Source organism: Limnochordia bacterium (genome assembly GCA_023230925.1).
In the GTDB taxonomy this organism is placed as follows: Bacteria; Bacillota; Limnochordia; order DUMW01; family DUMW01; genus JALNWK01.
This window is the reverse complement of the sequence record JALNWK010000031.1, coordinates 1-18,886: the sequence shown is the minus strand read 5'-3', so window position 1 is coordinate 18,886 and position 18,886 is coordinate 1. Positions and strand designations below refer to the sequence as shown.

Sequence of the window (18,886 nt, the reverse complement as noted above, 5' to 3'; positions counted from 1 at the left end):
GTTACCGAAGGGGTGGAGTTGGTGGAGCAGAAGGGATATGTCCATGTCTACACAGGATGCGGCAAGGGAAAAACCACGGCAGCCCTTGGTTTGGCCCTGAGGGCTATTTGTGCCGGAAAACGTGTTTTCTTCGTGCAGTTTGTGAAGGGGATGAAGTATAGCGAAACAAGGGCCGGGGAGTTTTTGCCGGGGCTTTTGATGCAGCAGTTTGGACGGGCTTGTTTTATTCACAGGGAGCCGGAACCGGAAGATATTAGGCTTGCCCAGGAAGGCCTTAGACGATGTGCAAAGATCCTAAGGCAAGGTGAGTATGAGGTGGTGGTGCTGGATGAACTCAATATCGCCTTGTATTACCAGCTCTTTTCCGTGGAAGAAGTCCTTCGGATACTCAAAGCCAGGAAACCTTGGGTCGAGGTGATCATTACCGGTCGGTATGCTCCCCAGGAATTAATCGACATGGCGGATCTAGTTACGGAGATGAGGGAGATTAAACACTACTATGAACAGGGTGTGGTGGCTAGGGAGGGAATTGAAAAGTGAGACAACATATTCGGGTCCGATTGTTGTGCCAGTGCGGGATTCTCATCGCCCTATCAGCGATAGGATCATTGGTGAAATTCCAAGGTTCCATTGCCCTGGATTCTGCACCGGGATACTTTGCCGCCCTTTACCTAGGACCAGAAGCCGGTGCTCTGGTGGGTGGTTTGGGCCATATGCTAACTGCGATCACCAGCGGGTTTCCCTTGACCGTGGTGATGCATATGATCGTTGCTCTACAGATGGGGATCTTTGTCTATCTAGTGGGACTTATCTACCGCAGGATCAATGGGCTTGCGGCGATAGTTGCCGCAGTGATTTTAAATGGCCCCGTAGCAGCTTTAATCAATGTGCCCATTAGTGAGCTTTTGGGTCTACCTCTCAAGGGTTGGCCCCTATTCTCTATGATGATCATTCCCTTAACGGTGGCATCTGCTGTGAATATTGCTTTAGCCTACTTAGTTCTCAAAGTGTTTCCAAACCAGGGGGATGGCCAATGAAAGTCCAAAGCTTTCGGGATCTTACGCTAGTGCACCTAAGTGCGGATGACCTACTGGTCGTTGCCTGTGATTCCTGTGGTGGTGTGGGGAGTAAGGCACATGATCAGGTCCAGACCTCACCCCACATGGTGGGGTACTACACTACCTATGTGGCCCTTGCGGAGTTAATTGCCTTCGGCGCAGAACCTGTTTGTATTATTAATACGTTATCGGTGGAGATGGATCCTACGGGAAAGGAGATCATTGCCGGTATCCGACAAGCAATAGAGCCTTTAGGAGCACCACCGCTGATCACTGGTAGTACCGAGGAGAACTTCTCTGCCTGCCAAACAGGGATGGGGATTACTGTAATTGGCAGCGTTCATCTGAGTAGTTGGCAAAGACCCCGGTCCCATCCGGGGGATTTGGTAGTGGTGGTAGGTTTGCCCAAGGTGGGAGAGCAAGTAATAGCAGATCAGGGGAGAACGACGCTGGATTTAGAGAAGTTGCTACTGCTTAAAGGTTGTCCCTTTATACATGAGGTTTTACCCGTGGGGTCTCGAGGGATCGCCTACGAACTGACTCAGTTGGCCCAATGTAGTGGTCTGCAGTATCGTATGGCTGAGCATTTATCTATTGATGTGACGAAGACTGCAGGTCCGGCCACTTGTGCACTGGTGACCTTACGCCCGGTAGCTTATGAGCAACTAGCGATGAGGATGTCCATACCGGTAAATCCGGTGGGATGGTTGGTGTAGGAATCCAAGGAAAAGGACAAATTCTACTGCGTGTTAATCTAGAAGACGGGGGTAAATGACCTATTCGGGCGGGAACTGTTTGGGGCGATTATGTAAGTTTGTGTTATCATGGAGGTATTATGTGTAAGATGGGTTGTCTTTCTAAGCCAAGGGATATTGGAGGCAATGCCCCATGTACCGCATCATGATTGTGGAAGATGACGATAAGATTGCTGACATTCTTGCGGGCTACTTAAGAAGATATGGCTATGTGGGTATTTGCTGTTCGGACTTTGATGATGTGAAGTCGGAGTTTGTAAAGCTGGATCCCGATCTGGTCTTGCTAGATATTAACCTGCCCTATATGGATGGGTTTTTCTGGTGTCGCCAGATCCGCACGATCTCCAAGGTGCCCGTTATCTTTATCTCTGCCCGGGCTAGTGATATGGATCAGGTTCTGGCCTTAGAGCATGGGGGAGACGATTACATTACCAAACCCTTCTCCATTGATGTGGTGATGGCCAAGGTCAAGGCGGCCTTGCGCCGAACCTATGGGGAGTATGCCTTGGAGACCGATACAAAGATTGATGTGTATGAAGTACATGGGCTTTATCTAAATCGCTCAAAACGAAGTCTCACCTGGCAGGAAGAGGAAGTCTTCTTGACCCCGAAGGAGTTTGCGCTCATGGATATCCTCACCCGGCACCTTGGGGAGGTAGTCCTGCGGGAACAGCTGTTGGAGGCCCTTTGGGACGATGTGGACTTCGTCGATGATAACACGCTAACCGTAAATGTTACTCGCCTACGGCGTAAACTTGATGAGATGGGGATTACAGGTGCCATTGAGACGGTGCGGGGAGAAGGGTACCGCATCCAGAACGTTTGGACGGTTGGTCCAGTGGGATAATCGGGCTTGGAGCACATTTTTAACCTTTTCTGGGGAGGTAGTTTGAGATGTTGACTAAAGTGATTAAACGGGACGGCCGTGTGGTAGATTTCGATCAGGAACGGATTATCAATGCCATCTTTAAGGCGGCTAAAGCTGTTGGTGGAGAGGACAGGCGTCAAGCGTGCGAGTTGTCGAACCAAGTGGTAAGCATTCTCACAGAGAAGTTTGCCGGCAGGATGCCCACCGTTGAGGATATCCAAGATGTGGTGGAGAAGGTACTGATTGAAAATGGACATGCCAAAACAGCTAAAGCCTATATTGTCTACCGCCGCCAACAAGAAGAGAAAAGGGACTTTCGGGATCTGTTGGTGAACGCGGAACGCATGATCGATGAGTACGTTGATGATACCAACTGGAAAGTTAAAGAAAACAGTAACATGAACTACTCCCTCCAAGGTTTGAACAACCATGTGATCTCCGCGGTGACATCCCGGTACTGGTTAGAGAAGATCTATCCGGAGGAAATTCGAGAGGCACATAAAAGTGGGGATATGCATATCCATGATTTGAGTTTGCTAGCTCCCTACTGTTGTGGTTGGAACCTACCGGATCTATTGCTACGGGGTTTTGGTGGTGTTCCCCAGAAAATTGAAAGTGCTCCGGCGAAACATTTTCGGACTGCTCTAGGACAAGTTGTGAACTTCTTCTATACCATGCAAGGGGAAGCTGCCGGTGCCCAGGCGTTTTCGAATTTCGATACATACCTGGCTCCCTTCATTGCCTACGATGGGCTGAACTACGAAGAGGTTGAGCAGTGTATGCAGGAGTTTATCTTTAATCTCAATGTACCAACCCGGGTGGGTTTTCAAACGCCTTTTGTAAACATTACCATGGATGTAGTGGTACCGAAGAACTTAGCCAATGATCCGGTGATTATTGGTGGCCAGTTGCAAGATAGACAGTATAAGGAATTTCAGGCGGAAATGGACCTACTCAATACCGCGTTTTGTGAAGTGATGATGGCTGGTGATGTCAAGGGGAGAATCTTCAGTTTTCCGATCCCCACATACAATATCTACGAAGGCTTTGATTGGGATAGTCCTGTGGTGGCCAAGATTATGGAGATGACGGCTAAGTACGGGATTCCCTACTTTGCTAATTTCATCAACTCTGATCTCTCGCCGGATGATGTGCGGAGCATGTGTTGTCGTCTGCGCTTAGACAATCGGGAACTGTACAAACGGGGTGGGGGGCTCTTTGGGGCAAATCCCTTAACCGGCTCTGTGGGAGTAGTCACTTTGAACATGCCCCGGCTTGGCTATTTGGCCCAGGATAAGCAAGATCTCTTGGCACGGATTAAGAAACTAATGGATCTGGCCAAAGATAGCCTGCTTTTGAAACGAAAGGCCTTGGAACGGTTAATGGATGCGGGGCTTTATCCCTACTCTCGGTACTATCTAGATAGTGTGAAGGAACGGTTTGATGGTTATTGGCACAATCACTTTAATACTATAGGTCTTGTGGGTATGCATGAGGCCTTAATCAACTTTATGGGTAAGGGGATTGACACTCCTGAAGGAGGGGCACTGGCCCTTGAAATCTTAGATTATATGCGGGATGTGCTGGTGGGATACCAAGAGGCTACAGGCCAGTTGTTTAATCTGGAAGCAACTCCTGCCGAGGGGACTGCCTATAGATTAGCACGGATTGATCGGGCTACCTACCCGGATATCATCACCTCCGGCAATGGCGAACCCTATTATACTAATTCCACTCAGCTTCCGGTGGATTTCACCGATGATCTTTTCACCGCCTTGGATCTACAGGAGCAATTGCAGATTAAATACACCGGTGGGACCGTATTCCACGCCTTCTTGGGTGAACGTATTGAAGACGGCAAGACGGCAGCAAGATTGCTGATGAAGGTACTGGAAAACTACCGTATTCCCTATTTTACCCTTACCCCCACCTTTAGTATTTGCCCGGAGCATGGGTACTTGGCTGGGGAGCATCCAAAGTGTCCTAAGTGTGGTGCGGATGCCGAGGTTTGGAGTAGAGTGGTGGGCTTTTTCCGACCGGTCCAGAACTGGAATAAGGGTAAGCAAGAGGAGTTTGGCAAAAGAGTAGAGTTTCGAGCCCAAGCTATGTAACCGGAGGGGATCCTTTGTTTCACGGTGGAATACAAAAGACTAGTTTGGTGGATTATCCAGGTCATATCTGTGATGTGGTGTTTCTGGCGGGATGCAATTTCCGCTGTCCCTACTGCCATAACCCGGAGTTGGTGTTGGGAGGAGAACATCTTTCTTCATACCAGTGGGCGGATGTCCTTGATGGAATAGCCAAGCGGGCTCATGTGCTTGATGGAGTTTGCATCTCGGGTGGTGAGCCTACTTTGCACCCGGAATTGGCTCAGTGGTGTGCCCAGATTAGGGAATTAGGGCTTCTAGTTAAGCTAGATACCAATGGTACCTCCCCGGAGTTATTAGGGCAGCTATTGGCCGATGACTTGGTGGACTATGTGGCCATGGACATTAAGGCACCACCGGTAAAATATGAGCAGGTAACGAGGACAAAGGTGGACCTTAAGTCGGTTGAGCGATCGGTGGACCTGCTTTTGGCAGGTGGCATCTCCTATGAGTTTCGCACCACCGTTCCCCGCAGTCTGCTTAGTGAAGAGGACCTGCTTATGATTGGACAGTGGATTAATGGTGCTTCCTGCTATGTCCTACAACGCTATCGGCCGGAGCACCACTTGGACTTGGAATTTGAAAGTGATGAAAGGGACTCTGAGGCGTGGTTACTCACCATGCAGGAGAAATTAAAGCCCTATGCTGACTCCATCAAGGTACGGGGTCTTTAGAGGAGGTGTTAGAACTAGCAAACCACAAGGGACTTGTGGTGTTCAGGTGCTTGTGAAGAAGATAATAGGGAATTCGGTGAAAGTCCGAAGCAGCACCCACTACTGTAACTTTGACGAAATCTCCAAAAGACCACTGATTGTCATCGGGAAGGTGAGAGAGAGTAGGATGAGAAGAAGCCAGGAGACCTGCCTGAACACCTGATTTAAAATATCTTGGGGAATGAAGATAGGATAAACCTATTTTCTCCACCGTATGAGGGAGGAAATACCTTGGTTAAGAGTGCAATTGTAGGCTATCCCCGGGTGGGTAGCAGAAGAGAACTAAAGCTCTGGATCGAAGATTACTTCAATGGGTACATTACCGCAACCACCCTCCAGAAAAACGCGGCAGGCTTACGCAAAGACCAATGGCTACTACAACAACAAAGAGGCATCGATTTTATTCCTTCAAATGATTTCTCCTTTTACGACAACCTCCTAGACACCGCCTATTTGCTGAATGTGATCCCGCAACAATATACTAATTTGGGTCTTGATCCCCTGGACACCTATTTTGCCATGGCCCGGGGTTACCAAGGGAAGCAGGGGGATGTGAAGGCCCTCGCGTTGCGGAAATGGTTCAATACCAATTACCACTACTTGGTGCCGGTGTTAGATAGTAGGACCCAGATTCGTCTAAACAGCGATAAACCGTTCCAGGAATACCAAGAGGCCCTGGAGATTGGGGTTAATACAAAGCCGGTACTAATTGGGCCATTCACCTTCTTGAAACTGGCCGACTGTCAAGGGGAGAGGCCTTTGCAGGATTGGGCCTTGGAACTAGTAGAAGGCTACATCGAGATCCTAAGAAAATTTGCGGCTTCTCGGGAAATCCAGTGGGTGCAGCTCGATGAACCAGCCTTGGCCCTAGATTTATCTATTGATGAGGTCAAGCTGTTTACGACCCTTTACCGAAAGCTTCTAGCCCAAAGGGGTAAGGTGAAGATTCTTCTGCAGACTTACTTCGGAGATATCCGGGATGTTTATAAGGAAGTAATTACCCTTGGGTTCGATGGGATCGGTTTGGATTTCATCGAAGGGGCAAAGACAAAGGAGTTAATCCAAAGCAATGGCTTTCCTAAGGATACCTTCTTGTTTGCGGGAGTTGTAAACGGAAAGAATATCTGGCGCAATGACTATGCCAAGACCTTACATCTGCTTCAGGAACTAGAACAGTACATCGAAAAAGAGAGAGTTGTGTTATCTACCTCCTGTTCTTTGTTACATGTTCCCTATACCACTAAGCATGAACAGAACATACAGGAGGAATACAAGAGTCATTTCGCCTTTGCCGAGGAAAAGCTAGCAGAGCTTTGTGAACTAAAGAGTCTCTTTGCCGATCCGGATTACGCAGTCGATGAGCGCTACCGAAGAAATGTCGCTTTGCATAGATCCAAGCAACAGTACACCCGGGAGGACGTGCGCCAAAAAGTGGCTGCCTTAACCGAAGACGACTTTATCAGAAGCCCAGCCCTTGCTAAGCGAAAGATCCTGCAAAGGGAAGTCTTGAGGCTTCCTATTCTACCTACGACCACTATTGGTTCTTTTCCCCAGACCGGGGAGATTAGAAGCCTGCGCAGCAAGTTTCGTAGGCAGGAGATCACACCTCGGGTTTACCAGGAACGTCTCCAGCAAAAGATCGCCGAGTGTATCGCTTTGCAGGAAGAGATCGGATTGGACGTTTTGGTCCATGGTGAGTATGAGCGTAGTGATATGGTGGAGTATTTCGGGGAACACCTGGAAGGATTCCTATTTACCCAAGGAGGATGGGTGCAATCCTACGGGACACGTTGTGTAAAACCCCCAATTATCTGGGGAGATATAAAGCGCCGGGCTCCCATTACCGGGGCATACATTACCTATGCCCAAAGCCTAACCACAAAACCAGTCAAAGGTATGCTCACCGGACCGGTGACTATCCTGAACTGGTCCTTTCCCCGGGAGGATATCTCCCATCGTGAAATGGCATTCCAGATTGCTTTGGCGATCAAGGAGGAAGTATTGGACCTGGAAGCTGCGGGAATTAAGATCATCCAGATTGATGAAGCTGCACTGAAGGAGAAGATGCCCCTAAGGTGTGTCGACTGGCAAGACTACCTTGATTGGGCCCTTCCTGCCTTTAGACTGGTACACTCTGCCGTAAGGGCGACCACTCAGATTCATACCCATATGTGTTACAGTGATTTTAGGGAGATAATGAGTGATATTGAGCGGCTGGATGCCGATGTGATCTCCTTTGAGGCGTCCCGTTCTAGTCTGTCCATCGTTAGTGTCTTGCAGCAAGCAGAGTTCAAAGCAGAGGTTGGTCCCGGCGTATATGATATACATTCTCCCCGGGTACCTAGTAAGGAGGAGATCGCAGAGACGATCACCAGAATGCTGGGGGAGATTACGCCGGAGCAGCTTTGGATTAATCCTGATTGTGGTCTTAAGACCCGGGGTGAAGAGGAAACGGTGGCCAGTCTTAAGAACATGGTAGAAGCAACGGCAGATGTGCGAGGAGAACTGCAAAGAGCCAACGCCCAAGAGGACTAGGTATGGTGATTGTTGTTGACCGTGGGGTAGTATGCTCTGTTTCCGCCCGAATAGGGATAAGTGGTGGGCCCGTTAGAATCTACTTCTTAATCTAACGGGCCCCTTCCAAAGGACGGGTGAACGGGCCTGTGCATGTTACAAAATTAGGCTTTTGTACCGTTGCTGGTATTAGGTACTAGCCGGTCAATTGCAGCTAGGCATTGTTCCGTAGAGTCTGCATCCAGCAATTCATCATAAAGCTGATCCAAAAGTTTTAAGTCTTTGATCGTCGCTATCTTGCTTTTAATTGAGGGATCGCCTTTGCCAAAGCGCTTTTGTATGAGTCGGTAAATCATGTCTACTTTTCCTTGCTTTACGCCCTGCTTTAGACCTCGTTCCAAACCTCGGACCATGCCTCGCTCTAATCCCTGCTCCAGACCTTGCTCCAATCCTTCTTTCCAACCTTCTTCTTTTCCCTGTTTATGCCAACTGGTAGTTAGCTCCATCACTTTGGTTACCTCCCTTGGTTCTAATCGGGTTATCAGGTGCTCGTATTCCTAAGGACATACGGGCCGAATCTAGTTTCATGTTCAAGACCATGCGAGTAAACTCAAGTTTAACCCTAACCTTTTCCTCCTCGGCAAAATTCATCTTACTCATTAAGGCGGCAGCAACTGGGTTATTGCTCTGGGTATAGTCTTTCCATGAATGCTTTCGCAGAGAAACTAGGCAGTACTTGAATGTGATTGTATCGTGATAAGTGGTTGGCCCGCTAGAATCCACTTTTGAATCTAACGGGCTCCTTTCAAAGGACGGGTTCACGGACCTGTACATGTGACAAGATTAGGCTTTTGTGCTGCCGCCGCTGGTATTAGGTACCAGCCGGTCAATTGCAGCTAGGCATTGTTCCGTAGAGTTTGCATCGAGCAATTCATCATAAAGTTGATCCAAAAGTCTTAAGTCTTTGATCATCGCTATCTTGCTTTTAATTGAGGGATCGCCTTTGCCAAAGCGCTTTTGTATGAGTCGGTAAATCATATCTACTTTTCCCTGCTTCACGCCCTGCTCCAGACCTTGCTCCAATCCTTCTTTCCAACCTTCTTCTTTGCCCTGTTTATGCCAACTGGTAGTTAACTCCATCACTTTGGTTACCTCCCTTGGTTCTAATCGGGTTATCAGGTGCTCGTATTCCTTGGTCTCTTCCTCACTCAATCTGACATATGTCTCAAAGAATCCGAACAATAAGGACATACGGGCCGAATCTAGTTTCATGTTCAAGACCATGCGAGTAAACTCAAGTTTAACCCGAACCTTTTCCTCCTCGGCAAAATTCATCTTACTCATTAAGGCGGCAGCAACGGGGTTATTGCTCTGGATATAGTCTTTCCATGAATGCTTTCGCAGATAAACTGGGTAATACTTGAATGTGATTGCATCTTCCAAAAACGGAAGATCCACTGCAAAGTTACTAGGGTGTTCCTTCTTGCCATCGTGCGAGAAGACGGCTATGGGCCAAACCCTCTGCCGGTATTTTTGGAGCAAAAGGACGCTATACCAAAATAATCGTTCGTTGAAGTCCTTTTGAACATACGCTTGGGGCTCCACCAGAATCAATAGGTACCCGGATCCATCTTTTAGTCTTGCTTTTGCGAGAATGCCAACGATGTATTTTTTACCACCGATGAGATCCGGTAGAATCTCTTGGGGCTGAAACTCAATATGATCGAGATCGACGAATTTGGTCTCATCGGGGAAAAACAGTTCGATGAACTCAGCAAAGAAAGTTGTTAATAGTTGCTTGAATAGTTGATCGTGCTGTATACGTTCTTGGCTCAACCTGTATCTCTCCTTATATTGTATACGCGCGCCTTATTTATTTCAACTGGACGTTCTTAGTCAGACACACCTAAACACCGATTGCGCTGATGCCCCAACAACCCCCCTCACAAGTATAGCATGGATATACCCGGTTAAACAAGCACGTTCACGACAGCTGATTGGTAAAGTGAGAATAAGACCGGCCGGTAGTATGGTAGCAGAAATCTCGCAGAGGTTCGGTGAAATAGATAGTGGGAACCTGATATGATCGGGATGGTTTTCCTGATTATGAGTAAAAGGACGATGATGATAGAGTAAGTAGGGGTGCTACGATGATAAGTGTTCTCCGTCGAGTTTTCCAATGGCGGTGTATTGCAGCCGCTTGGAATCTTAAACGCGGCAGCGGGATATGGCTGGGGACAACTAGAAGGACAAAAGCTACGGCGCTTGAAGAAACTGAAGTAGGGCAGCCTTTTCTGGTATTAAGACCGCGGGGAACAACTCTAGTCTGAGACCATGGTGACGGCTACAGCAGGAGAGGGGCCTTCGGGAGGGGAAGTAAGTCCTATATTTCCTTCGTGTCAATGGTTGCTACGTTGAGAACTAGTTCCAGACAAGGATAAAATGACCTCACTTTGGGGATGGGGTGGGATATGCATGAGGATGCTAGATTATCTGTACAGTAGGGCCGCTTATATCATCGGGCATTTACTTGCTTGTATATTGTGTCTGTGCGTGATTCAACTGGACCTTCTACAAACGGGGCAAAGGGGTCTTACCATCGATTCCGCAATTTATATCGTGGTGTTACATGTTGCCGTGTTAGTAGTGGTCTTAATCATCGATTACTCCCGACAGAATCAATTCTATCAGCAGATGTCAAACATGAGCGATGACTTTAAGTCACCGGAAGAAGTGCTCTCCCTTGCTCCCCCACGGACTGCTGAACAACGGATTGCCTCCAACCTAGTTCGGTTGATTTATGCCCATCATGCCGCAGAAGTACTAAAACGTGATGAACGCTCCCAGTTTCACATTGATTTTACCAACCGCTGGGCCCATGCGATGAAAACTCCGGTGTCTGTTGTGGATCTACTGATCCAACAGTCTAAAGAAGTTGTGTCCTTAGATGAAGCTGCCACGTTATTCGAAAGCATCCAAGAGGAAAATGAACGAATTGCCCATGGATTGGATATGATGCTTGGTATGGCCCGCCAGGAACGGTTTTCCGTGGATGTCTGGCCCCAGCAAGTAGACTTAGAGGAAGTGGCCCGGGAGGTAATCAATAAGCATAAGAAAGAGTTTATTAGGTACTCCATTTACCCACGATTGGAAGTGTCCACGGGGAATACTCATGTTGAGACGGACCAAAAATGGATTGCCTTCGTTATTGATCAGTTAGTCTCAAATGCCATCAAGTACACCCGGATAAGCCCCACAGGAAGCAAGGTAGTTCTTCATATTCAAAAGGAGCGAGATCTTGAGGGAATTATCTTAGCCGTGGAGGATGATGGTGTTGGTATACCTCCCCATGATTACCCGCGTATCTTTGATCCGTTCTTTACTGGTGAGAACGGTCGTCTTGTACCAGAATCCACGGGGATGGGGTTATACCTAGCAAAAGGGATCTGTGGGGAACTAGGCCATGCCCTTACTGTTCGCTCAAAGCCCGGATGCGGTACCACGATGGCTATTACATTCTCCACCAGGTCGATTACCCATTTCGGCTGACTTGGGGGTACGTGGGAACCAGACAAGTGTTTCATGTACTTTCTGTAGATTGCTCCGGGTTTGCACCTTCGCTTATTGCGGCTAAGGTAGCTCGGGAATATGATGGAAGCTTCGGTAACTGGAAGCGAGCGTACCCTTTCTTCTTTTTAAACATAATGCCAGATTCATGGGCCAGTGGATTTGGCATAGTCCGCACTTCCAAACCATCACATTCACTATTAGCATATCGTCTTCGATTATCTTACAGAACCCCGTCAAAGTCAGAGCTAGGTGCTCTTTTGGGGGAATTGTTCTACCTTCGGACCCAGGATGTCCGTCCTTGGTCAATCCCCACTTGGGAAGCGATTTCTTGGAAGAAATAGAAGTATGGTCCAGATGCTCTTCAAAAACAGCTAAGACATCTCGCCTCAGGCAAACGATCGCAAGCTCTCGAAGTTGTCTAGCCCAGCCTCAAATGCCTCCAGAATATGGGGGGGTAATCATGGACGTTTGGCACCAATAAAGGTATAATATCGGTGTTGAGCATGCCTAGAACGCCGTCTGAATGGGCAACATTTATGTACTTGTGGAGTGGTCTTTTTAGTGACTACCGTTGTCCTTTTGATTCTGCCTGAGCTCTCTTAGACCGGGTGAGTATGGGTCTGCAGTCTATTGGCGTGGGCGGCTACATATGAAGGAATAGGTGGACAATTCCTAACTGAAGGAGATGTTGTTTTCGATGAATATACTGGTTACCGGTGGTGCCGGGTATATAGGAACACACACCTGCGTTGCTTTGCTGGAAGCGGGTCATTCAGTAATTGTTGCGGATAACCTGATCAACAGTAAGCGAGAGTCCGTCGATAAGATAGAACAGATTACTGGTAAGAAAGTCATCTTTTATGAAGTTGATGTAACAAAGGAAGAAGCGGTTGACTCCATATTCTCCGGACACAAAATCGATGGTGTGATTCACTTTGCAGGTCTTAAGGCTGTTGGTGAGTCCGTGGCAAAGCCTTTAGAGTATTACTACAACAATACGGTTAGCACGATGATCCTAAGTAAGGCGTGTCTAAAATATGGTGTTGGTAAGTTTGTCTTTAGCTCTTCAGCCACCGTCTATGGTGAAAACCAAGTGCCTTTCGTAGAAACGATGGAGCTTCGTCCTACAACAAACCCCTATGGTGAGACCAAAGCGATGAGTGAGCGGATTCTTACCGATACGGTCAAGGCCAATCCAGGTTTTGCAGTCTCCCTGCTTAGATACTTCAATCCAGTGGGAGCCCACGAAAGTGGACTCATCGGGGAGGACCCAAATGGGATTCCCAATAACCTGATGCCCTATGTGACCCAGGTGGCCAAGGGCAAATTAAAACAACTCAAGGTCTTTGGAAACGACTATGATACTGTGGATGGAACCGGTGTGCGGGACTACATCCATGTGGTGGATCTAGCAGAAGGACACGTGGCTGCAATTGAAAAACTCTCCGAAGGCGTTCATGTATATAACCTAGGAACAGGTCAGGGAACATCGGTTTTACAGCTCGTCCATGCTTTCCAAGAGGTTAACCAGGTTAAAGTACCTTATGAGATCGTGGGTAGAAGGCCTGGGGATATCGCGGTGTGCTATGCCGATGCGAGCAAAGCAATAAGGGAGCTTGGCTGGAGCGCAAAGCGTGGCATCAAAGAGATGGTTCGGGATGCGTGGAGATTTGAAAAGGGGCTAGATTGAAGTAGGGCACAGTTTGCCTGCCCGATCACGCTGGGGCTTTTGTGATCGAATGAGGTCTGGTTCAAGTACCCTAGTACGCGGGGTACTTGAACCGGATGCACTAGTTCTTGGTCCGTCATGGGAGAGCCTACTGCTCTGTCTTTGTATAGATGAGAATTGCTTCCTTTAGAAATTCGGCAAGGCCCGACTGTTCTTTATCGTAGAACTCCTTGAAGCGTTCATCCTCAACATACATACAAGCTAGGCCAGCATGGGCTTCCTTGGTATAGGTGGGCCAACAGAAAGACAGCCATTGACGGTGTAGATCGGCGGCTTTTTGGGCCAGTTCGCTGGACGGATCTTTGGTGGTAAAGGCGACCTTTAGGGTCTCCATAACCTTGCTACTGAGTTCTTCCCATTGTTGATACTGCTTTTCACTCATCCCAAGCAGCTTCTGGTTTGACTGGTCTACGACCTCATTGGTATATTTCTTTCGAATCTCCGAACCATATTTCCGTTCGTTTTCTTCGACCATTTGTTTCTTAAACCCGGCAAACCTTTCTTTATTGCTCATGTTAACTCTCCTTTCTGATGCAGCAATGGTCTTATCTACATTGCTGATGAGCTGATCCAACTGATCTCTTTTCTCAATGAGCCTTTGACGGTGTTCTCTGAGCGCGTCAACCGGATCAAAGGACGGGGAGTGGATCAGATCCTTAATTTCGGCAAGGCTAACTCCTAGTTCCCGGTAAAACAAGATCTGCTGGAGCTGCTCTACTTCTGCTTGCCCGTAGACCCGGTATCCGGAAGGGTTTAGTCTTGCTGGCTTTAATAGGCCTATTTTGTCGTAGTACCTTAGGGTGCGCGGGCTAACACCAGCTAGATCTGCTAACCTTTGTACGGTATACTCCAATGTATTGCCTCCTTCCACGGTTATTGTACACGTTGACGTAACGTCAATGTCAATAGTTCTTTTTCGAAGGTTAGCGATTGGTGCATGTGCTCTGTTGTTAATAAGAAGAAGTTGCTAAGCAGACATATAGTCCGGTAGAAGGCTGTGATAAGCGGTTGATGGGGGCAGGAGTTGGGGCGGGCATCGGCGGAGTGCTTGCATCTAGTGTCGGTGAGCAGGAAATAACTGCTAAGTTGTCGAAGAAATTTGGCATACTCGGTTTATAGGAGATGGCTGGGATGACAGTGGATGAGATTCGAGAGAGGTTCTCGCGGATTAAGACCTGGAAGGTTGACCCGAACAGACCCCTTGAGTCGGTCCTAAATAGCAAACAGGTGGCCGGTGGATTTACCGATGAGGTCTATGACGTGTTAGCCCATGCTCAAGAATTGGTGTGGGAATTGGCCGAAGACCTACTGTATGAGCATTTTCCGGAGTCTTTACATGGGGATATCCTTCGGGCGGTGGGTCTTAACTATCGTTTGGTTCGACGGGCGGATCGGGATCCAGCCTTTCGACAGTCTGTGTTGCGGGCCTATGGGTACAGCTGTGCGATTTGTGGGTTTGATGTGAAACTAGGGGGTATTCCACTTGCCCTAGAGGCGGCCCACATTAAGTGGTACCAAGCCGGTGGGCCAGATGAAGTCTGTAATGGACTAGCTCTATGCTCGATGCATCACAAACTTTTTGATAGTGGTGCCTTGGGGATACAGAATGTTCGTGGAGTATATGTTGTGCAAGTTGCGGAAAAAGCGAACGGGACCTGTGGCTTTGAGGAATGGTTACTCAGGTACCATGATCAAAACATCCGCCCGCCCCAAGGTCAAGCCTACCCGGAGATTGCCTACACCCAGTGGCACTTGCATGAAGTGTTTAAAAGGTCTTCGCTAAGTATCTGAGGGGATCTCCTTCTACATACCCTAAAGATAGTCAGAGCATGACAAAATCGGGCATAATTGCTTATTCTGTATCACTGACTGATCAATCCTTTCAGGTAAACAACTTAGTCTCAAAGATGGATAATGACCCTGCTATGTAGACTTCCTACCTGTGGTCCCGACAGGGGCTCATAACCAACCTAAACGTCCATTTCGGACAAAACTGTTGGCATGGACTATTTTCTATTCTCAAGTATTCCTGCGGATGCCCATCCTGATTGCCTAAGTTCAAGCGGTTTTGGATGACCAACACTTAACATAGCAGATCGGGGATTTCTTTTTGGCTAATTGTCTTGGTGGAGCTTTGGGGAAGGTAGGACGAGAAGTAACCTCCCTTTGAAAGGTCAAATGCAACCTAACCGGGTCTTTAGAGCATGAATAGATCCCTTATAAGACGTGTGTTTGCGGGGGCATGCTGTCTAGATAGGTTATTTGTATCCATTGTGTCTTCAACTCAACAGGTTATGTGCATTAAGGAAGGGACTGCTCCTGTTGATTTAGCATCCTTACAGGAATGTAAGGTTCCCGGACCCTTTATGTAAGGTTGTTCGATTGTAGCTGTATTTTGTGTGGGGTATACTCGAAGACAGTAAGATACCTGGTTGACCATGAGGAGGGTCAAGATGTCAGTTCTAATTGCCGAGGGTTTGACTAAGATCTATGGTTCATCTAAGGAGACTGCTACCACCCGGGCCCTTGCGGGATTGAACCTGAAAGTAGGAAAGGAAGAATTTGTGGGAGTTATGGGTCCTTCGGGTAGTGGAAAGACGACTTTGCTAAATATACTGGCTACCATTGATACACCAACATCAGGTTCCATCCGGATCAATGGCGTATCACCAACAGCTCTCAAAAGGAACGAGTTAGCCCGTTTTCGTAGAAGAGAGCTTGGGTTTGTCTTTCAGGACTTTAACCTGCTAAATACCTTGTCTGTGCGGGATAACATTGCCCTGCCCCTAGCCTTGGACAATGTACGCCCAAGTGAGATTACTCATCGTGTGGAAGGGGTAGCCCAAAGACTTGGTATTTCCCATATTTTGCCCAAGCGAACCTATGAGATATCTGGAGGAGAACAGCAACGGGCTGCCATTGCTCGGGCTATTGTGCATAAACCGGCCCTGTTGCTTGCTGATGAACCCACAGGAAACCTAGATTCGAAATCGTCCCGGGAGGTCATGGACGCCTTTGTAGATTTGAACGCGAAGGATGGTGCCACTATTTTGGTGGTAACCCATGATCCCTTTGTGGCGAGCTTTTGCCAGCGGATTGTGTTTATTAAAGACGGTAAGCTCTTCTCTGAGCTCAGAAGAAAAAACCAGCGCCAAACCTTCTTCCAAGAGATCCTGGATACCCTCAGTGTTCTCGGCGGCGATTTCAGTAATTCCGGAAGAAACTAGGGGAGGACTATAGCTATGGCCTTACTTCATATTGCATACAACAATGTTAAGGAGAATAAGCGCAGCTATGTCAGCTTTTTTGCAAGCTTTGCTTTTTCCGTAATGGTATTCTACATTTTCCACGCCATTGCTACATCTCCCGAGGTGACCGCAGGAGGGTACTCAGGAGCCCGCTCACTACGGGAAGGCCTGCGGATCGCCCGTTGGGGAATCGGGATTTTCTCCTTCTTTTTCACCTGGTACTCTAATTCGGTGTTCACTAAGTCCCGCAAGCGGGACCTAGGTGTGATGGCTCTTGTAGGGGCTACCTCCGGTCAGATCCATGCTATGCTTCTGTTAGAGAACCTGCTAATTGGGATTTCATCTATCGTAGTTGGTCTACTGGCCGGGGCACTAATTTCACGCTTGATGGCTATGGCTACGGTGCATATGTTGAGACTAGATATTGCCATCCCTAAAGGACTTGTGGTTAGTATTCCTTCCATGTGGCACACAGTCTTGGTGTATAGCGGGATCTTCATTGGAATCAGTCTGCTCAATATCCTATCCATCAGGACAACTCGAGTGATTGGACTGGTGCAGGCACCCAAGAAACCTAAATCTCCACCGAAGGCTTCAATACTGCTATCGATACTGGCGGTAGTCTGTATTGGTGGGGGGTATTACACCGCATGTATACTACCCACAGCCGCGAATGTGGTGAAGGGGATGTTTCCGGTGACGGCAGTGGTATCTCTTGGTACCTATTTCCTCTTTACACAGCTTAGCGTGGTTGTTTTCAGACATCTTACAAAACGGCGAGGTCTTTACTACCGGAATATCAACTTAATCACCATTTCCGACCTGACCTTTCAGATGAAGGATAATGCCCGGGTGCTGGCGATGGTGACCATTCTCAGTGCAGCGGTAATGACAAGTTCGGGTGTAATTTATAGCCTTGGACAGGCTATGATCGCGGAAATAGACCTTACTCGGGATATCTGGTTTGCCCTTTCTGGTGCGGAGGATGGGCCTGAGATTATTAACCGGTACCAAAAGACCCTAAGCGAACGAGGGGCAAGGATTGAGGAGGATACAGCCGCGATCTGTTATGTGGAGACTGCGGAAATAGGGATAGAAACTGAAGAGAAGATCAGAACGGTGTGGCTCATTTCAGAAGACGACTACAATGAGTGGGCGAGGAGAGCCAAGAGTATTCCAGTAAGTCTTGAACCTGGTCAAGCCGTGCGGCCCATTTCAATGTATCCTGGGGCAGAACCCTGGTTAGATCCAGCATCCGGACAGATAGCACAAATCCGTGGTGAGAAAAACACCATGGAGTTGAATATATGTGGACGAGTTCCAACCAACTTAGTTGACTTAAGATATGCCGCTTGGGGCTCAAGTCTAATGATCTTGGTGGTGCATCCAGCTGATCTTTTGGTACTGTCTAGTGGTATACCGGGTGGCTATTCAGGAGTGATCTTCTCTTGTGATGTGGAAAACTGGAAGGATGTTGATCGAGCAGAGAAGGCGGCACAGAAGGTGCTACCCGAAGGAAGGATCGAGACCTACGTTTCCCGGAACGATGTTTACGCCCAGGTTAAGGCCGGATACAGTATGGCCATGTTTATTGTAATGTTCATGATGTTCCTATTCTTTCTTGCATCGGGCTCTATGTTATATTTCCGCTTCTTCCTACAACTGCAAGAAGATCGGGAAAAGTATACAGCTTTAAGAAGACTGGGCTTATCTTGGCGGGAGGTGAAGACCATTGTCTCCAGGGAGATGGCAGTCCTCTTCTTTGCCCCTTGGGTGGTGGCAACATTGCATCAGACCTTTGCCATGCAGTCCTTTGCTACAATGCTGGAGCGAAGCGTCTGGAGCTATGGTATCACCGCGGCATTAGTATTTCTGGTGCCCCAAACGGCATACTTCTTCGCGGCCCGAAGTGCATACCTAAGTGAACTTGCTCCGGCTGCTAGGTAAGGTGTTAATCTAGAGAGTAATGGAACACCAATCCTTGTTTTAGTTATATAAGAAGACAGTGGGCTCTGCATAGAGCCCACACACCCCGATCCGCCAAGCTGCTCTGACACAATTGTTGGAGCAGCTTGCTTCATTTGTAGCTCTACTCTGTTTTAGAACCTTCACTCAAAGGACTATAGCCAAGGGTGAGGTCCGCTCATGCTAAGGACAGTCTCAGCACTTCCGCAACTAAGATGGGAAAACCAGGTTAAGGAATAGTGTTTATGCACGTTAGGCACAGTATCATATGTATTGGGAACTATCGAAAAAGTTATCAGGCAATTCGCGCGCATTGATC

At 48.0% G+C, this 18,886-nt stretch carries 16 protein-coding genes and 1 riboswitch; of the genes, 12 read left to right on the top strand and 4 right to left on the bottom strand.

Annotated elements, in window-relative coordinates:
• The first annotated feature begins 18 nt into the window (after nucleotides 1-18).
• The 7 genes from cobO to metE all read left to right on the top strand — a co-directional run bounded on the left by cobO (nucleotide 19) and on the right by metE (nucleotide 8,076).
• Nucleotides 19-540: a cob(I)yrinic acid a,c-diamide adenosyltransferase gene (gene cobO / locus M0Q40_08255; GenBank protein MCK9222600.1), complete on the top strand. Its 522-nt coding sequence runs from the start codon at nucleotides 19-21 to the stop codon at nucleotides 538-540.
• Complete coding sequence (locus M0Q40_08250) at nucleotides 537-1,037, top strand: ECF transporter S component (GenBank protein ID MCK9222599.1); 501 nt, start codon at nucleotides 537-539, stop codon at nucleotides 1,035-1,037. The genes cobO and M0Q40_08250 overlap by 4 nt, the downstream gene beginning before the upstream one ends.
• Nucleotides 1,034-1,774, top strand: a complete 741-nt coding sequence (locus tag M0Q40_08245) for an AIR synthase related protein (GenBank protein ID MCK9222598.1) — start codon at nucleotides 1,034-1,036, stop codon at nucleotides 1,772-1,774. Before M0Q40_08250 ends, M0Q40_08245 begins: the two co-directional genes overlap by 4 nt.
• 172 nt (nucleotides 1,775-1,946) lie before the next feature.
• Nucleotides 1,947-2,660, top strand: coding sequence for a response regulator transcription factor (locus M0Q40_08240; GenBank protein MCK9222597.1), 714 nt, complete (start codon nucleotides 1,947-1,949; stop codon nucleotides 2,658-2,660).
• A 47-nt stretch (nucleotides 2,661-2,707) separates the two neighbouring features.
• Nucleotides 2,708-4,792, top strand: a complete 2,085-nt coding sequence (locus M0Q40_08235; GenBank protein ID MCK9222596.1) for a ribonucleoside triphosphate reductase — start codon at nucleotides 2,708-2,710, stop codon at nucleotides 4,790-4,792.
• A gap of 14 nt (nucleotides 4,793-4,806) precedes the next feature.
• Nucleotides 4,807-5,502 (top strand): anaerobic ribonucleoside-triphosphate reductase activating protein, encoded by a 696-nt coding sequence (locus M0Q40_08230; GenBank protein ID MCK9222595.1) that lies wholly within the window; start codon nucleotides 4,807-4,809, stop codon nucleotides 5,500-5,502.
• A 27-nt stretch (nucleotides 5,503-5,529) separates the two neighbouring features.
• A riboswitch (cobalamin riboswitch) is annotated at nucleotides 5,530-5,711 on the top strand.
• Nucleotides 5,712-5,772: 61 nt separating this feature from the next.
• Nucleotides 5,773-8,076 carry a 5-methyltetrahydropteroyltriglutamate--homocysteine S-methyltransferase gene (gene metE / locus M0Q40_08225; GenBank protein MCK9222594.1) on the top strand — a complete coding sequence of 768 codons (2,304 nt, stop codon included), beginning with the start codon at nucleotides 5,773-5,775 and terminating at the stop codon, nucleotides 8,074-8,076.
• Nucleotides 8,077-8,219: 143 nt separating this feature from the next.
• Here metE and M0Q40_08220 read toward each other — a convergent pair whose 3' ends face one another.
• The 3 genes from M0Q40_08220 to M0Q40_08210 all read right to left on the bottom strand — a co-directional run bounded on the left by M0Q40_08220 (nucleotide 8,220) and on the right by M0Q40_08210 (nucleotide 9,891).
• Nucleotides 8,220-8,561 carry a DUF4351 domain-containing protein gene (locus M0Q40_08220; GenBank protein ID MCK9222593.1) on the bottom strand — a complete coding sequence of 114 codons (342 nt, stop codon included), beginning with the start codon at nucleotides 8,559-8,561 and terminating at the stop codon, nucleotides 8,220-8,222.
• Entirely contained in the window at nucleotides 8,536-8,715 is a 180-nt protein-coding gene (locus M0Q40_08215) for a hypothetical protein (protein MCK9222592.1), read from the bottom strand. Before M0Q40_08215 ends, M0Q40_08220 begins: the two co-directional genes overlap by 26 nt.
• 183 nt (nucleotides 8,716-8,898) lie before the next feature.
• Nucleotides 8,899-9,891 carry an Rpn family recombination-promoting nuclease/putative transposase gene (locus M0Q40_08210; GenBank protein ID MCK9222591.1) on the bottom strand — a complete coding sequence of 331 codons (993 nt, stop codon included), beginning with the start codon at nucleotides 9,889-9,891 and terminating at the stop codon, nucleotides 8,899-8,901.
• A gap of 639 nt (nucleotides 9,892-10,530) precedes the next feature.
• On the opposite strand from M0Q40_08210, the gene M0Q40_08205 reads away from it, so the two are divergent.
• On the top strand, nucleotides 10,531-11,604 hold the full coding sequence (locus M0Q40_08205; GenBank protein MCK9222590.1) for a sensor histidine kinase: 1,074 nt from the start codon (nucleotides 10,531-10,533) through the stop codon (nucleotides 11,602-11,604).
• A gap of 718 nt (nucleotides 11,605-12,322) precedes the next feature.
• On the top strand, nucleotides 12,323-13,315 hold the full coding sequence (gene galE / locus M0Q40_08200; protein ID MCK9222589.1) for a UDP-glucose 4-epimerase GalE: 993 nt from the start codon (nucleotides 12,323-12,325) through the stop codon (nucleotides 13,313-13,315).
• 127 nt (nucleotides 13,316-13,442) lie between these two features.
• On the opposite strand, the gene M0Q40_08195 is transcribed toward galE, so the two are convergent.
• On the bottom strand, nucleotides 13,443-14,207 hold the full coding sequence (locus M0Q40_08195) for a MerR family transcriptional regulator (protein ID MCK9222588.1): 765 nt from the start codon (nucleotides 14,205-14,207) through the stop codon (nucleotides 13,443-13,445).
• 278 nt (nucleotides 14,208-14,485) lie between these two features.
• Between M0Q40_08195 and M0Q40_08190 the strand changes: the two genes are divergently transcribed.
• The 3 genes from M0Q40_08190 to M0Q40_08180 all read left to right on the top strand — a co-directional run bounded on the left by M0Q40_08190 (nucleotide 14,486) and on the right by M0Q40_08180 (nucleotide 18,549).
• Entirely contained in the window at nucleotides 14,486-15,145 is a 660-nt protein-coding gene (locus M0Q40_08190) for an HNH endonuclease (protein ID MCK9222587.1), read from the top strand.
• A gap of 662 nt (nucleotides 15,146-15,807) precedes the next feature.
• Nucleotides 15,808-16,581 (top strand): ABC transporter ATP-binding protein, encoded by a 774-nt coding sequence (locus tag M0Q40_08185; GenBank protein MCK9222586.1) that lies wholly within the window; start codon nucleotides 15,808-15,810, stop codon nucleotides 16,579-16,581.
• Nucleotides 16,582-16,596: 15 nt separating this feature from the next.
• On the top strand, nucleotides 16,597-18,549 hold the full coding sequence (locus M0Q40_08180) for an ABC transporter permease (protein MCK9222585.1): 1,953 nt from the start codon (nucleotides 16,597-16,599) through the stop codon (nucleotides 18,547-18,549).
• Nucleotides 18,550-18,886: the final 337 nt, after the last annotated feature.

Bases quoted from the DNA above. Each gene is read 5' to 3' on its own strand.
- M0Q40_08185 (MCK9222586.1), top strand. From the start codon at position 15,808: ATGTCAGTTCTAATTGCCGAGGGTTTGACTAAGATCTATGGTTCATCT.
- M0Q40_08245 (MCK9222598.1), top strand. From the start codon at position 1,034: ATGAAAGTCCAAAGCTTTCGGGATCTTACGCTAGTGCACCTAAGTGCG.
- M0Q40_08235 (MCK9222596.1), top strand. From the start codon at position 2,708: ATGTTGACTAAAGTGATTAAACGGGACGGCCGTGTGGTAGATTTCGAT.
- M0Q40_08240 (MCK9222597.1), top strand. From the start codon at position 1,947: ATGTACCGCATCATGATTGTGGAAGATGACGATAAGATTGCTGACATT.
- galE (MCK9222589.1), top strand. From the start codon at position 12,323: ATGAATATACTGGTTACCGGTGGTGCCGGGTATATAGGAACACACACC.
- M0Q40_08215 (MCK9222592.1), bottom strand. From the start codon at position 8,715: ATGAGTAAGATGAATTTTGCCGAGGAGGAAAAGGTTAGGGTTAAACTT.
- M0Q40_08190 (MCK9222587.1), top strand. From the start codon at position 14,486: ATGACAGTGGATGAGATTCGAGAGAGGTTCTCGCGGATTAAGACCTGG.
- M0Q40_08180 (MCK9222585.1), top strand. From the start codon at position 16,597: ATGGCCTTACTTCATATTGCATACAACAATGTTAAGGAGAATAAGCGC.
- M0Q40_08205 (MCK9222590.1), top strand. From the start codon at position 10,531: ATGAGGATGCTAGATTATCTGTACAGTAGGGCCGCTTATATCATCGGG.
- M0Q40_08220 (MCK9222593.1), bottom strand. From the start codon at position 8,561: ATGGAGCTAACTACCAGTTGGCATAAACAGGGAAAAGAAGAAGGTTGG.